At 64.7% G+C, this 13,871-nt stretch carries 17 protein-coding genes; 8 read left to right on the forward strand and 9 right to left on the reverse strand.

Annotated features, from left to right (window positions below):
• The first annotated feature begins 80 nt into the window (after positions 1–80).
• Complete coding sequence (locus tag UNPA324_RS22015) at positions 81–533, forward strand: DoxX family protein (protein WP_141935905.1); 453 nt, start codon at positions 81–83, stop codon at positions 531–533.
• A 3-nt stretch (positions 534–536) separates the two neighbouring features.
• On the opposite strand, the gene UNPA324_RS22020 is transcribed toward UNPA324_RS22015, so the two are convergent.
• From UNPA324_RS22020 to UNPA324_RS22040, 5 genes are all read right to left on the reverse strand, one after another.
• On the reverse strand, positions 537–1,652 hold the full coding sequence (locus UNPA324_RS22020) for a helix-turn-helix domain-containing protein (protein WP_141935906.1): 1,116 nt from the start codon (positions 1,650–1,652) through the stop codon (positions 537–539).
• A gap of 410 nt (positions 1,653–2,062) precedes the next feature.
• The gene (locus UNPA324_RS22025) at positions 2,063–2,614 is read right to left on the reverse strand and encodes a dihydrofolate reductase family protein (RefSeq protein WP_181769471.1); all 552 of its coding nucleotides are present in this window, start codon (positions 2,612–2,614) and stop codon (positions 2,063–2,065) included.
• 7 nt (positions 2,615–2,621) lie between these two features.
• Positions 2,622–3,644 carry a polysaccharide deacetylase family protein gene (locus tag UNPA324_RS22030; RefSeq protein WP_141935908.1) on the reverse strand — a complete coding sequence of 341 codons (1,023 nt, stop codon included), beginning with the start codon at positions 3,642–3,644 and terminating at the stop codon, positions 2,622–2,624.
• 165 nt (positions 3,645–3,809) lie between these two features.
• Positions 3,810–4,379: a glutathione peroxidase gene (locus UNPA324_RS22035; RefSeq protein WP_141935910.1), complete on the reverse strand. Its 570-nt coding sequence runs from the start codon at positions 4,377–4,379 to the stop codon at positions 3,810–3,812.
• Positions 4,380–4,469: 90 nt separating this feature from the next.
• Entirely contained in the window at positions 4,470–6,071 is a 1,602-nt protein-coding gene (locus UNPA324_RS22040) for a L,D-transpeptidase (protein WP_181769472.1), read from the reverse strand.
• Between the two features lie 207 nt (positions 6,072–6,278).
• Between UNPA324_RS22040 and UNPA324_RS22045 the strand changes: the two genes are divergently transcribed.
• Positions 6,279–6,827, forward strand: a complete 549-nt coding sequence (locus UNPA324_RS22045) for a CreA family protein (protein WP_141935915.1) — start codon at positions 6,279–6,281, stop codon at positions 6,825–6,827.
• Here the strand turns inward: UNPA324_RS22045 and UNPA324_RS22050 are convergent.
• Together UNPA324_RS22050 and UNPA324_RS22055 are read right to left on the reverse strand one after the other, a co-directional pair.
• Positions 6,817–7,002, reverse strand: coding sequence for a hypothetical protein (locus tag UNPA324_RS22050; protein WP_164935986.1), 186 nt, complete (start codon positions 7,000–7,002; stop codon positions 6,817–6,819). The genes UNPA324_RS22045 and UNPA324_RS22050 overlap by 11 nt on opposite strands.
• Entirely contained in the window at positions 6,999–7,442 is a 444-nt protein-coding gene (locus UNPA324_RS22055) for a hypothetical protein (RefSeq protein WP_141935917.1), read from the reverse strand. The genes UNPA324_RS22050 and UNPA324_RS22055 overlap by 4 nt, the downstream gene beginning before the upstream one ends.
• On the opposite strand from UNPA324_RS22055, the gene UNPA324_RS35245 reads away from it, so the two are divergent.
• Together UNPA324_RS35245 and UNPA324_RS22060 are read left to right on the forward strand one after the other, a co-directional pair.
• Positions 7,423–7,587 carry a hypothetical protein gene (locus UNPA324_RS35245; protein WP_181769473.1) on the forward strand — a complete coding sequence of 55 codons (165 nt, stop codon included), beginning with the start codon at positions 7,423–7,425 and terminating at the stop codon, positions 7,585–7,587. The genes UNPA324_RS22055 and UNPA324_RS35245 overlap by 20 nt on opposite strands.
• A gap of 34 nt (positions 7,588–7,621) precedes the next feature.
• Positions 7,622–7,987, forward strand: coding sequence for a hypothetical protein (locus UNPA324_RS22060; protein WP_141938967.1), 366 nt, complete (start codon positions 7,622–7,624; stop codon positions 7,985–7,987).
• Here UNPA324_RS22060 and UNPA324_RS22065 read toward each other — a convergent pair whose 3' ends face one another.
• The gene (locus tag UNPA324_RS22065) at positions 7,988–8,233 is read right to left on the reverse strand and encodes a DUF6719 family protein (protein WP_141938969.1); all 246 of its coding nucleotides are present in this window, start codon (positions 8,231–8,233) and stop codon (positions 7,988–7,990) included.
• Between the two features lie 66 nt (positions 8,234–8,299).
• Positions 8,300–9,772: a MocR-like pyridoxine biosynthesis transcription factor PdxR gene (pdxR, locus tag UNPA324_RS22070; RefSeq protein WP_141935918.1), complete on the reverse strand. Its 1,473-nt coding sequence runs from the start codon at positions 9,770–9,772 to the stop codon at positions 8,300–8,302.
• A gap of 74 nt (positions 9,773–9,846) precedes the next feature.
• Between pdxR and UNPA324_RS22075 the strand changes: the two genes are divergently transcribed.
• From UNPA324_RS22075 to kynA, 4 genes are all read left to right on the forward strand, one after another.
• Positions 9,847–10,572, forward strand: a complete 726-nt coding sequence (locus UNPA324_RS22075) for a pyridoxamine 5'-phosphate oxidase family protein (RefSeq protein WP_128917495.1) — start codon at positions 9,847–9,849, stop codon at positions 10,570–10,572.
• Positions 10,573–10,625: 53 nt separating this feature from the next.
• Positions 10,626–11,903, forward strand: a complete 1,278-nt coding sequence (locus tag UNPA324_RS22080) for an ArgE/DapE family deacylase (protein ID WP_128917494.1) — start codon at positions 10,626–10,628, stop codon at positions 11,901–11,903.
• Between the two features lie 274 nt (positions 11,904–12,177).
• Positions 12,178–12,987, forward strand: coding sequence for a hormone-sensitive lipase (locus UNPA324_RS22085; protein WP_128917738.1), 810 nt, complete (start codon positions 12,178–12,180; stop codon positions 12,985–12,987).
• Between the two features lie 37 nt (positions 12,988–13,024).
• Entirely contained in the window at positions 13,025–13,864 is an 840-nt protein-coding gene (kynA, locus tag UNPA324_RS22090) for a tryptophan 2,3-dioxygenase (RefSeq protein ID WP_128917493.1), read from the forward strand.
• The last annotated feature ends 7 nt before the right edge of the window (positions 13,865–13,871 follow it).

Raw genomic sequence — 13,871 nt, forward strand, 5'->3', positions numbered from 1 at the left:
CCCCGTTTGTAAACCGGCGCACGACTCTTCATAATCCACGTACGCGTTCCGTGCGGTAGCGCTTTGCCAAGAGGCCGATCATGCCAGCGTTCGTGACTTTCGGGCGGATTCTGTTCGCCGTGTTGTTCATCTACTCGGGCGCGACCAAGCTCTTTGCCATCCAGGCGACGGCCGACTTCATCGCCACCAAGGTCGTGGTGCCCGACATCGTCGCGCCCTACGCCAAGCAGATCGAGACGGCGACCGCCATGACCACGCCGCAGCTGCTGGCGATCACGGTCGGCGGGCTCGAGATCATCGCGGGGCTGATGATCGCGCTGAATTTCGGCGCGCGGTTCTTCGCGATGCTGATGATCATCTACGTCGCGGTTGCGACGGTGCTGTTCGACGACTTCTGGAACCAGGCTGCCCCCGACAATGCGAAGGTGGTGGTCGACGCGTTGAAGAACCTCTCGATCATCGGCGCATTGTTCATGCTGATGGGCTACGGCCGCACCACGCGTCCGGCCGAAGCCGCTTACGGCGACGTGTAGCGATCAATCTGCACGCGGGGGTGCGATCTCACGCATCCATCGGGAGATCGTCGCGCCGTTCGCTGTATCGGTGCCGCGCTGCATGCCGAGCAATGCGGCCTCGCGCGCGGCGCGCGGCGTGATGCCATAGGCTGCCTTGAAGGAGCGCGCGAAATGCGCGTCGGTGCCGAGCTGCCACCGCCGCGCGACCTCGCTGATCCGCGGGCCGCGCGCGCCCGAATTGGCGAGATCGAAGAAGGCGCGATGTAGCCGCCGGCTGCGGATGTAGTCGGCGATACCGCCGACCGGCGCGAACAGCCGGTACAGCGAAGCCCGGGACAGGCCGAAATGGGCCGCGATCGAGCTGGCCGACAGATCGTCGCGGGCAAGGCCGGCCTCGATGTATTGGCGAATCCGCATCAAGGACGGACCAGCCGTGACGGCATGGTCGGCGTCAGGATCGCTACGCTCGAGCTCGTTGCGCAGGCACGCCGCTAGCAGCGAGACCGTGCCCTCGACCACCGATTGGCACTCGTCGAGGCTCATGCGCGGCGCAAATTCGAACAGGGCGGTGAGATGCCCGGCAAGGAGCCTCGCGATCACGCTGCTGCCCGGCAAGACGAGGCCGTGCAAATCGTCGACCCGCAGGAGATGGGTGCCGAACATCGGTCGCGGGACGACCAGCGTGACATTCTCGAAGGCTGTCGCCTTGGTCTCCAGGGTCTGGGCGAGGTCGAACAGGCAGATGTCGCCCGCGCGCACCCGCATTGGCCGGGTGCCCGCGACGCCGTGATAGCCGCCCCTCAGATAGAGCTGGAGGATGATGTGGTCGACGCCGCTGCGCGCAATCGTTTCGGCCGTCCGGCGGAAACGCTGGCCGCTGGCCCGGCTCAGTCCGATCAGCACCGGTCCCATGGCGTAGGAGCTGATGTCGGCGCGGAATGGGCCCGGTTCGTCGGCGGCGAGCTCGTCGACGTCGAATAGCGTGGCGACGGCCTCTCGCCAGGCTGCGACGTTTGCATGGGCCTCCATCTGGTCGGCGCGGAAGCCGAATGCGGGGAGCAGGGATGAAATCGGGGCTGCATCGGCAGTCGGTCCGGAGGCGTCCGTCGAACCCGTCGTCGTAGCGTCGTCGCTCATGATGGTCGTGGTCGCGTCTTGATCGTCAGTGAGGGGGCGGGAGGGGCGGAGCCGGGCCAGTCATACCCGGCGGGAGGTTGATATCCGGCGAAGGGAAATGGTTCGTTGCGTAGCGGTCCTGCCGCCGTGCGGCGGCAGCGGCGAGCCAAAGCCGTCCAGTCTTGCGCTTTTGTCTCAGTCTATTGATGCGGTGTTTCGGAATGGTCGGCTCGTCTTGACGCAGCGTCACAGAGGTTGGCTATAGCGCCATCACCGCCGTCGGGGCCGATTATTGGTTCTCGGCAAATATGCTGGCCGGCTTTGCGCGGGCCGACGGCGGGACTAATTTTAGCGTAGTTTTGGCAAGATACGGAGTGGTATCACAATGCCGGTACTTTGCATGGGGTTGTTCTTCCGATTTTGACGAGGAGCTAGCCTGGCCGCCACGGGGTCACGGTCACCTCGTGCGCCGCGTCGAGCACATACGGCGCGCCCGGCTTCAGTCCGTGCGAAGCCAGCACTTCGTGCGGCGTCCGCGCCGGTACGCCGACGAAACAGCCTTCGCCGCCGGGCAGGCGCACGTGCGGGGCTTCCGACAGCCAGAATGTGTCGTAGCGGTCCATGAATAGGTCGAACACGACTGGGCCGCCGATGATGGCGATCATGCCGGAGGCGACGTCGGCAAAAGCGCAGGCCTCCTCGAAGCTCGCGTGTGCCGGATTCCACAACGTCGCATTCGGCAGCTCCGGATCGACGGTGAGCGCCTTGATCTTGCGGGTCAGGATCAGCCGCTTGCGCTTCGGCGAGTTCGGCTGCTGCTCATGCGAGTTGCGGCCATGCACGATCAGCGCGGCGCGATCGAGTGCCTGCTCGAAGAACAGCTTGTCGCCGTCGAACTTCAGGCTGTCGGGCATGACATGACCGGCGTCGGCGAGCATGCCGTCCGCCGAGACGATGACATAGCCTTCGATGCGGAAAGACAAGAGCCGTCTATTCGGAAACGGTCGTCACCACGGAATTGACCGGGCGCTGGCTCACCGTCGGCAACTTGGCGTCCTTGAGCAGCTCCTGGTCGTATTCCGGCAACGAGGACGCCGGGAATTTGGCGCGCATCGCCACCACCTTGTAGCCGCCGGCCTTGAGGCGCTTGAGCAGCTCGGGCAGAGCCTCGGCGGTGTGCTTCTGGAAGTCGTGCATCAGGATGATGCCCTTGCCCTTGGCATCGAGCTTCTTCATCACGGTCTCGATCACCTTCTCGGGCTTGGAGGCTTTGAAGTCGAACGAGTCGATGTCGCAGGAGAAGATCGCGGTGTTGCGGTTGCCGAGATAGGTGACCATCTCCGGCGGATGCTGGAGTGCCGGGAAACGGAAGAACGGCGAGGGCGAGATGCCGCCGAGCGCCCACTTCACCGCGGATAGGCCCTTCTCAATCTCTTCCTTGCGCTGTGCCTCGGTGAGCTTCTTGTTGTTGAGGTTGGCGTGCGACCAGGTGTGCGTGCCGACGGTGTGGCCCGCGTTGTAGACCTGCTTCAGGATCTCCGGCTCGTAGGTCGCGTGCTTGCCGATCGAGAAGAAGATGCCGGTGGTGCATTCATCGGCGAGCGCCTTCAGCACTGCAGGCGTGTTGCGCGGCCACGGGCCGTCGTCGAAGGTCAGCACCACCTCCTTGTCGCGCAGGAAGTCGAGCTCCTTGAAGTGCTCGAAGCCGAAGCCGGGACCGCCCGTGGTGTCGATCTCGACGGTGCGGGCGACACCGAGCGCGCCCGGATTGTTGCAGGCCGCGCGCGCCGGCTGCGGCGCCTGTTTGGGCGGGGGCGGATTGACGAAACCCGCCGGTGCGGCGGCTGCCGCGGGAGCTGCGGGCGGAGTAGCAGCCGGCGTCGCCGCGGCCGGCGTTGCCGCTGGTGCGGCTTGCGTCGCGGCTGCGGGCTTTGCCGGAGTCTGCGACCACGCCGCGCCGGTCATGGCCAGAGATATCGCGCTTGAAAAAATCAGTCCTGCCGCCACGCGCATGGTGTTGTCCTCGAGATTGATCCCGTTGTTCCGCCGCGGCTTTTCGCCGCCGGCAAAACCATCCTGCCCCAAACGATCCTAGCCTAGATGGTGGGCCATCGCCACTGCAACGGCTGTTTGGCATCCCGCCATAATTGTGCCCAACCCGATTGGGCGCGCCTCGCGTCAAACGTCGGCCAGCGCCTTGGCAATTGCTGTTTTGATCCGCGTGTCGGCCGGTTCGACCGCCGACGGAAACACCGCGGCAATATAGCCGTCGCGACCGATCAGGTATTTGTGGAAGTTCCAGCGCGGAACTTCCCTCGGTCGCGCCTCGGCGGCCCATTTGTAGAAGGGATGCGCCTTGGCGCCGACCACCGCAGCCTTGGCCGTGATCGGAAAGGTAACACCATATTGGTGGTGCGCGGTCTCCGCGATCTCGCTGGTACCGCCCGGCTCCTGGCCGCCGAAATCGTTGGAGGGCACGCCGATCACGGTGAGTCCGCGCGCGCGAAACTCATTCCAGAGCTCCTGCAGGCCGGCATATTGCGGCGTGTAGCCACAGAGCGAGGCAGTGTTGACCACCAGCAGCGGCTTACCGGTGAAAGCGGCGAGGCGGATGTCGTCGCCGGACAAAGCGGAGAAAGAAAAGGCATAGGCCGAGATTCGGCTCATGCCGCCATCGGCGAAAGCACGCGTCGCCGGCGCGAACGCGCCGGCCAGCGCCATGGTGAGCATGGTCCTACGGTTCATCATGACGGCGCCCCCGAAATGATCCGAGGGGATGTTACTCCGCGGCTGCGACATGCCTCGTCAACACCGCGTTATCGGGGGCAGTGAAACAAGTCAGTACAGGCGAACGATGAAGTCGGTGCCTTCGCCGGTCTCGCCCTGGTTGATGCCCTGGTCGGAGACGATGATGGAGCCGCCCGATGTCAGCATCTCGTTGATCTTCGCCATGGTGTCGGCGGGGATGGAGATGCGGTCGAGCGCCTCGGCCGGGCTGTCCGGCGTGACCACCGGCTTGGCAGTGACGGGCTTGGCGGCGACGGGGATCACGTCAGCGCCACGTTGGCGGCGGGTGAGGCGACCGTCGTCCTCGCGTGCGGCGGAACGGGCGGACACGGGCAGCGATACCACCGACCAATGCAGCGCATTGGAATCGGTCTTGTCGAGCTCGGCGGTGAAGATATGCGTGCCGAGCGGACGGTCGCTCGTAGCGATCGTGACCGGGACCTCGAACAGCGGCGCAAGATTCTGCCGCACGTAAAGCTTGGAATCCTTGCGGCTGATGAAGACGGCGATCTGGCCGGTCCGCTTGGGTGCTTCCGGCTTTGCGGCCGGCGCCGGTTCGGCAAGGCGGCCCTCGTCCTTCTTGGCGTCGGGCGAGGCGGCGATCGCAGGTGCATCGGGTGTCTTCGCGGCGTCCGCGGCGTTCGTCTTGGCCGGTTCAGATTTGGTTGGCTCGGCCTTGACGGCCTCGACCTTGTCGGCGGGCTTGTCCTCGTTGGCCGACTTGACGGCTTCTTCCGACTGAGGCTTGGCCGCATCGGATGCCTCGGCTGTCATGGCCTTGTCGGCGGGAGCGGCGGCTTCCTCATGGGCTGGCGCGTTGCCCGTGGTCGCATCCGACATCACGGTGTGGCCGACGGAGGCGCGCAGCTCGAGCACGGAGTCGGCGCTGGCGGTCCTGGTCTCAATCGGTTTGGCTTCGGCCGCTTTGGTTTGCGCCGCGCCCTTGTCGGCCTTGTCGCCGACATTGGTCTGCGGCTCCAGGCTGGCGGCGGGCTGCGGCGGCACACGCACGGAGGCGAGCAGGGGATGGGAGAAGCTGTGCGGTGTCATCTCGCCAGGCGCGACGATGACGCGCGCGCCCATCCTGGTCCAATTCCACATCTTCACCGCGAACGCCATCGGCATCCGGATACATCCATGCGAAGCCGGATAGCCCGGCAGCACGCCGGCATGCATGGCGACACCGGACCAGGTGATCCGCTGCATGTACGGCATCGGCGCGCCGCTATAGATGTTGGAATGGTGGAACTTGTGCTTCTGGATGACGCTGAACACACCCATCGGCGTCGAATGGCCCTTCATGCCGGTCGACACCGGAGATTCCGCGAACACGCCATTGCTGTCGTAGATCGTGACCTTCTGCCGGTCGATCGAGACGACGATGACCAGCGGCCCCTGTGGCTTGGTACCGGCTTCCTTTTCGGCGACAACCTCTTTCTTGCCGGTCGCGCTACGCTTCTGCGGCCTCTGGCGCGGTATCTCGGGATGCCGGTCCTGCCGGGCGTAATAGGACCCGTCGGAATAATCCGTCCAATAATAAAATGCTGCGTCTGCGTGGCTGGTCGCGCCGATCGCACTCGCCGCCGTCAAAATGGCGACCTGCCAGAGCCGCCCCGGCTTGGCAGAAAGACCCGACCCATTCACGCTGTTCATCCTCGAATCCATAATCCAAATCAGACGTTAGTCTCGCAAAGGGAATACGCGTTCACCAGCAGGGTGGTTCTGCCGTCAGCGACTTTTGTTCAAGACGTAACAAAAAAGCCTCACAGAGCGGTAAACGGCGGCCGCGTCGAGCTGCTGTCGTCTTCCTGTCGGGCTGAGGCGTTCCTACATTGCGGGGACTTGTTAGCGGAGAACTTCATGTCATCTCGTTTCCCTGGTCTTGGCGGCATCCGCTTGAAAGGACTCGCCTTATTCCTCCTGGCCTTGGCTGTGCCAGCGGCGTCCGTTCAAGCTGCCGACGAGCCCGATCTGATCTTCCGTCGCTCCACCGTGTTCAAATTGATGAGCCCGAACGACAAGCTCGCGACCTATGGTCTCGACGATCCCGAAGTCGAGGGCGTCGCCTGCCATTTCACGGTGCCGGAGAAGGGCGGCTTCAAGGGCTGGCTAGGCCTTGCCGAAGAGGTCTCGGACATCTCGCTGGCCTGCCGCCAGGTCGGCCCGATCAAGTTCAAGACCAAGATGGAGCAGGGCGATGACATGTTCCGCCGGCGCCGCTCGCTGTTCTTCAAGAAGATGCAGATCGTGCGCGGCTGCGACGCCAAGCGCAACGTGCTGGTCTACATGGTCTATTCGGACAGGCTGATCGAGGGTTCGCCGAAGAACTCGACCTCGACCGTGCCGATCATGCCGTGGGGGCCGGCAGACGCAAACGTCCAGAAGTGCGGTGAGTTCTTCACGCAGTGACGTGCTTGGCAAGGTGCGAGCCGGTCAACCGCACGAATGCTTGCGGCGCGGCCTCGAAGCCGCGGCCGGATTGTAGCGACATCGCGCCGGCCGAGGCGACGCGCCTAGGGTGTTGATCGCCGCGGTCGGTTCGTTGGTCCGCCTCGCGCGGCGTTGCGCGATCTTGCACCATCATGATGGCCATCCCTCAAACTGAACGCGCCCGGTGATCCCGGCGTCTCGATTTCGATGGCTTGGGTCGCGGCCGAAGCGCCCCCGGTTCGACAGGACCCAGCCTTCGTTCGTTCCTCTCTTCAGCAGAAAAACGTAAAATGCGTGTGAAGCGCGCAAGGCGGGACCGTGACGACGGCGGCGCAGGGTGCGCTTGCGCAGCGGATCCGGAACTTGGCGGGCCGCTTTGAGCTGCGGCGCGACCCCGCTGAAATGATTGGCCGTTTCCGAGAATTGTGTCGTCGTCCCGAACCGGACGAAACAATTCTTACGCAAGATGAAACCATTTTGCGCTTTTGGCGCATCACGCGCGAAACCGCCCATGGTTATCAGCTTCAGAACGACGAACGGCGCACCGCCGGCCACGGCACTCGGAGACAAGATCATGCGCGCGCTCAGCTTCATCCTTGCTTTCGCTTTCGTGGTTGCCGGCTCCTCGTTCGCGGGCTCGCCGGATGGCAATCTGCCCGGTATCGGCACCTTCCAGTACAGTGGCTCGCCGATCACCACTGCGACGTCGCAGCCCATGGTGGTTGCCGCGCGCTTCTGATCGACAACAAGAAAATCAGCCGGTAAAGGCCGTCATGATCGTTCGATTTTGCGCCGCTGCGTTCCTGTCTGTTCTGACGATCGGCGCCGCTCAGGCGCAGGTGCGCGCGCCCTCCAGACTACCGGATCCCCGCACTGAGTTCGTGCGTCAGTGCGCGCCGCGGATGCTCGGGCGGTGGGAACATCCCGAGGAAGTCTGCGGCTGCCTGCACGATCACGCCGCCGCGGCCGTCGAGGACCGCGACCTTCGCGAAGCGCTGTTGCGCGGCATCAGCGAAACCGGCGTGCCCACCATCGAGACCGACTGGGTGCCGGCTTCCAAGCAAAGCGAGATCGGCCCGACCTTCACCAAGATCGCCAAGCCGACCTTGCAATGCATGTTCGATCCGGCGAAGCAGTAGCTATTTCGTCTTCGGACCGTACCGCGGCACACAGGTGGCGGTGCGCACGACGCCCTTATCGGACATCTTCGCCCCACGCACTTCCTTGACCTGTCCGGCGGGACAGGTTCCGTCATCCACCTGCACCCGCTGACCCAGCTTGAGATCGCCGATGTCCTGCTCGCGTCCAACCGAGCCGGCATGTGCCGTCGCGGCAAGTGCGATGGAGATCAGGAACGAGAGGCAGATCGTGTGGCGTACCAGCATGACAAAGGTCTCGGAATCGATGTCGCAATGTAGGGCCTGGCCGACGATTCTCATAGTGAACGTTCGTCACGCGCTCCTAGCCGCCCTGGCCTTCGTGCGCAGGGCCGCGCGCGATTCCCGCGCGAGCCGTTCGGCGGAGGCTTTGAGCTGTGGAACCGCATGGCCGGAAAATCCCAGCACGAAGCCGGGCAGAGGGCGCGCGCGCGAATAGGTGTCGGCCAATAGCCAGCCCTCGGCGCCGCCCGCCTGCTTGGCCCGCGCGGCGACCGACAGGTCGACCGACGGATCGAACCGGGCGACCAGATGCAGGCCTTGCGACGGCACCGGCACCGAGAGCGCGCCATCGGAAGCGGCTTCCAGCGTTTCGGCCAGCACATCGCGTGCCTCGCGATAGAGTTTTCGCACGCGCTTGAGGTTTGCGGCGAACGCGCCCGAGTTGAGCATGTCGGCCACCGCGCCTTCCATCAGCGTGCCGGGGAAGCGGTCGAGTGCCGCGCGTGCAGCCGTCACGTCCGCAATGAGGCGTTCGGGCAGGGCGCAATAGCCGATGCGCAGGCCTGGAAACAGCGTCTTGGCAAACGTGCCGAGGTAGATCACGCGCTGGAGACGATCGATGCCGGCGAGCGACATCAGCGGTGCGCCGTCATAGCGAAACTCGCTGTCGTAGTCGTCCTCCAGCACGAAGGCGCCGGCCTGCTTGGCCCAGTCCAGAAGCTCGAGCCGCCGCGGCATCGACATCTGCACGCCCAGCGGAAACTGGTGCGACGGCGTGACATAGGCCGCGCGCGCTGTCGGCGCCCCAGAGCGGCCCTTGGCGATCCGCATGCCGTCCTCGTCGACGGGAACGGCTACGGCGCGATAGCCGCAATGCGCGAAGGTCTTTCGCGCGGCGGGATAGCCGGGGTCTTCGCACCAGACCTGATCGCCTGGCTTGAGGATCGCGCTCAGCACGATGCGCAGCGCGTGCAACGTGCCCGACGTCAGCATGATCTGATCGGGATCGCAGCGCAGGCCGCGCGCCGACAGCAGGTGATCGGCGATGGCCGCGCGCAGCTCGCGGCTGCCGCGCGGATCGCCATAATGCAGATGCTCGGCCCCGAAGGCGCGCATGCGCCGGCCGACGAAGGCGCGGAAGCGCTGCACGGCGCGCTCATCGACATGGGTGCAGCCGAGCGCGAACGCGCCTTGCTGGGGCGTTTCGACAACCGCCTTGGGCTTGTTCGGCGCGGCCGCGCGCGCAGGAATGCGCGCGGCGACAAACGTTCCGGAGCCGACTTTGGCCTCGGCAAAGCCGTCGGCGATCAGGCGCTCATAAGCGGTGACGACGGCGTTGCGCCGAAAGCCGGTCTGCTTGGCCAGCGTGCGTGACGGCGGCAGCGGCTCGCCAGGCTTGACGAGGCCGGAGACGATCATCTCGCACAAGGCCTGATAGAGCCGGTGCGCGGCGGAGGCGCCCGCCGTGACGTGCGGGCCGGCGAGATCGAGCGGCAGCTCGGTCTTGGCCGGTGAGGGATTCGAATTGGTCGGAATTTTTTGCATGGAATTGGAACTATCGCAGACCAAATGCGCCGCTACAACTGCTCCAGATCTTTCCAATCCGATCAGGAGCGGCCGTGAGCCAGACCGAGACTTCGAATTCCTATCCGACATCGGCGCGCAACCAGGTGAAGCGCCGGCACGATCGCGGCTTCTACGATCACGACACGGTTCATCGCATCCTGGATTCCTCGATGCTCTGCCACGTCTCCTACGTGATCGACGGCCAGCCCTATTGCACGCCGACCTTCTTCTGGCGCGAGGGGACGAAGCTGTACTGGCACGGCTCGAGCGCAAGCCGGATGCTGCGCAACCAGGCCAGGGGCGAGCGCGTGTGTCTCACAGTCGCCCATCTCGATAGCCTTGTGCTGGCGCGCTGCGGCTTCAACCATTCCGCCGACTATCGCGCGGTGATGGCGTTCGGCACCGCCTATCTCGTCACCGATCCGAGCGAAAAGGAGCGCGCTGTGATCGCGATGGTCGACCGCTTCTTCCCGGATCGCACCGCGAGCCTTCGGGCCAGCAACACCCAGGAGATCAAGGCGACCTCCTTCATCGCGATGGAAATCGAGGAAGCCTCGGCCAAGATACGCGCCAAGGGTGTCGCTGACGATGACGAGGACTATGCGTTGCCGATTTATGCCGAGCGTATTCCCGTTCGCACGGTGCTCGGCGCTCCGGAGCCGTGTCCACGCCTGCTCGACGGGGTGACGCGCCCTGTTACGTTGAACGGCTATTCGGAAGGCCGACTGCTCGAAGATGCATTGCGGGATGCATATTTTGTGGAGTACCCGAACGGCTGAAATCGGCTAGCTTGCGCATTCCTTGGGACCATTGGAATGCCTGGAGTTGCCTGATGAATGCCGAAACGCAGCAGAGGATTCTCGACGCCGTCGATGCCGGCTTCGAAGCCCAGCTCGCCACCACACGCGATTTCGTCGCGATCCCTTCGACCCGCGGGGCGGAGGGGCCGTGCCAGGACATGATCGGCGACCTCTTGCGCGAGCGTGGCTACGAGGTCGACGACTGGCACATCGACGTCGACGATCTCAAGGATCTGCGCGGCTTCGGCCCGATCGAGCATGATTTCTCCAAGGCGCGTTCGGTGGTGGGGACCTACCGTCCGCAAACGAACGGCGGCAAATCGCTGATCCTCCAGGGCCACTGCGACGTGGTGCCCGCCGGCCCCCTGGAATTGTGGGACACACCGCCGTTCTCGCCGGTCATCAAGGACGGCAAGATGTTCGGCCGCGGCGCCTGCGACATGAAGTCGGGCACGATCGGTGCGCTCTATGCGCTGGACGCGATCAAGGCTGCGGGATTCAAGCCGACGGCGCGGATTCATTTCCAATCCGTCATCGAAGAGGAGAGCACCGGTGTCGGCGCGCTCTCGACGCTCCAGCGCGGCTACCGCGCGGATGCCTGCTTCATCCCGGAGCCGACCGGCGGCAAGATGGTGCGCTCGCAGGTCGGCGTGATCTGGTTTCGCCTGCGCGTGAAGGGACATCCGACACACGTGGCGTTCGCCGGCTCCGGCGCCAACGCGATCATGGCGGCCTATCATTTGATCCAGGCGCTGCAGAAGCTCGAGGTCGAGTGGAACGAGCGCGCCAAGGCCGATCGACACTTCAAGACGCTCAACCATCCCATCAACTTCAATCCGGGCCTCATCAAGGGCGGCGACTGGGCCTCCAGCGTGCCGGCCTGGTGTGATGTCGATTGCCGGATCGCAGTGTTGCCGGGCTGGTCGATCGCCGATCACCAGAAGGAGATCGTGGCCTGCGTCGCGGCTGCGGCGCGGAACCACCGCTTCCTCGCCAACAATCCACCGGAGATCGAATGGTCGGGCTTCCTGTCGGAAGGCTATGAGCTGACCGACGCCGCCGCGCCGGAGGCCGCGTTCGGCAAAGCGTTCGGCAAGGTCTATGGCGGCATGCCGGAGGATCTCGTCTTCACCGCGCTCACCGACACCCGCTTCTACGGCCTCAACCACGGCATCCCGAGCCTCTGCTTCGGCGCCAGCGGCGGCGAAATGCACGGCTTCAACGAATATGTCGAGCTGGAATCGCTGAAGAAGACCACCAAGGCGATGGCGCTGTTCATCGCGGAATGGTGCGGGGTGGAGAAGGCTTAGTTTTGGTGTCCCGGACGCGGTGCAGCGCGCGGGCGATGCGAAGCATCGTTCCGCGTGGTGCTCCGCAGAGCCGGGACCCATCTTGCCCACGCGCTGGACCCCGGTTCAGCAGCGCATCGTTGCACGCTGCGCTGCGCCCGGGGAACGTGCCGGACCGATTGCCTATCCGATTCACTGGCGGTCAGATCCTTTAAGCTTAAAATAAAGACTAGGATGCCGGCCGCGACGGTGGCAGACTGGCGGCTGTTCGCCGGACGAGTCCTCGGGAGTCATGATGCGCGATTGGGATGATGCTTATGCCAATTCGGCCCATATCCCGGGTTCGGACAAGATGCCGGCGCAATGGGCGGAGCGGGCGGCGGTCTACCGGGCCGGGCTGAAGGATTTTCGCGCCGACATCGCCTATGGCGCCGGCGAGCGCCAGCGCCTCGACCTGATCCTGCCCGACGGCGACAGCAAGGGTCTCGTCGTCTTCGTGCATGGCGGCTACTGGATGCGCTTCGACAAGTCGGCCTGGACTGATCTCGCCGAAGGTGCGCGCCATCACGGCTGGACCGTGGCACTGCCGAGCTACACGCTGACGCCGGTCGCGCGCATCTCCGACATCACTGCCGAAATCACCGCCGCGATCGCGAAGGCGGCTTCGCTCGTCGCCGGACCGATCCGGCTTGCTGGGCACTCCGCCGGTGGTCATCTCGTGACGCGCATGCTGTGCGACGACAGCCGGCTGGAGCCCGCCGTCTTTAACCGTATTAGCGGCACGCTCTCGATCAGCGGCCTGCACGATCTGCGTCCGCTGCTCAAGACCCGGATGAACGAGACGCTGCGCATGACCGTGGAAGAAGCGGCGCTCGAAAGCGCGGCGCTGCACCTGCCGCGCGGGCATTCGCCTGTGACCGCCTGGGTCGGTGGCGGCGAGCGGCCCGAATTCATCCGTCAGTCCGATCTGATGGCCAATATCTGGACCGGTTTCGACGTGCCGACCCGTCTCGTCGTCGATCCCGGGCTGAACCATTTTACCGTGATCGACGGACTGAAGGATCCCGCCTCGCCGATCACCGCGCGGCTGATCGGCCTCGACTGAGCAAAGCCGGGGTAAGATCGATCGAAAGGGCCTGCCCATGTCGTCCAGCGATTATGATCCCACGAGCGAAGGGGCCGAGACCGATTTCACCCGTCGCATGTCCTATGGCAACTACCTGGCGCTGGATGCGATCCTGAGCGCGCAACATCCGCTCTCGGAAGCGCATGACGAGATGCTGTTCATCATCCAGCATCAGACCACGGAGCTGTGGATGCGCCTCGCCATCCACGAGCTCAGTGCCGCGCGCCGCGCCATCGCCAGGGACGAAGTGTCGCCCGCCATGAAGATGCTGGCGCGGATGTCGCGCATCTTCGAGCAGCTCAACAACGCCTGGGACGTGCTGCGCACGATGACGCCGAGCGAGTACACCCGCTTCCGCTCGCAGCTCGGACAGTCCTCCGGCTTCCAGTCGCGCCAGTACCGGCTGATCGAATTCCTGCTGGGCAACCGCAACCACGCCATGCTCAAGCCGCACGCGCATGATCCTGAGACGACGAAGCTGCTCGAGGCCGAACTCGCAACGCCAAGCCTTTATGATGAGGTCCTGCGGCTCGCCGACCGCAACGGCCTCAAGATGCCGGCCGCGGTGCTGGCGCGCGATGTCCGCGAGACCCACAGCTTCAACGAAGGCGTGCTGCAGGCCTGGCGCGTCGTCTACGAGGCTCCGGAGACGCATTGGATGCTGTACGAGCTCGCGGAAAAACTGGTCGACTTCGAAGATTATTTCCGCCGCTGGCGCTTCAACCACGTCACCACGGTCGAGCGCGTGATCGGCTTCAAGCGCGGCACCGGCGGCACCGGTGGCGTCAGCTATCTCAAACGCATGCTGGAGGTGGAGCTGTTTCCCGAGCTCTGGCGCGTCCGCACCATTCTGTAGAAATGCC

Origin of the sequence: Bradyrhizobium sp. UNPA324 (assembly GCF_006658635.1) — a bacterium.
GTDB classification, from domain to species: domain Bacteria; phylum Pseudomonadota; class Alphaproteobacteria; order Rhizobiales; family Xanthobacteraceae; genus Bradyrhizobium; species Bradyrhizobium nanningense.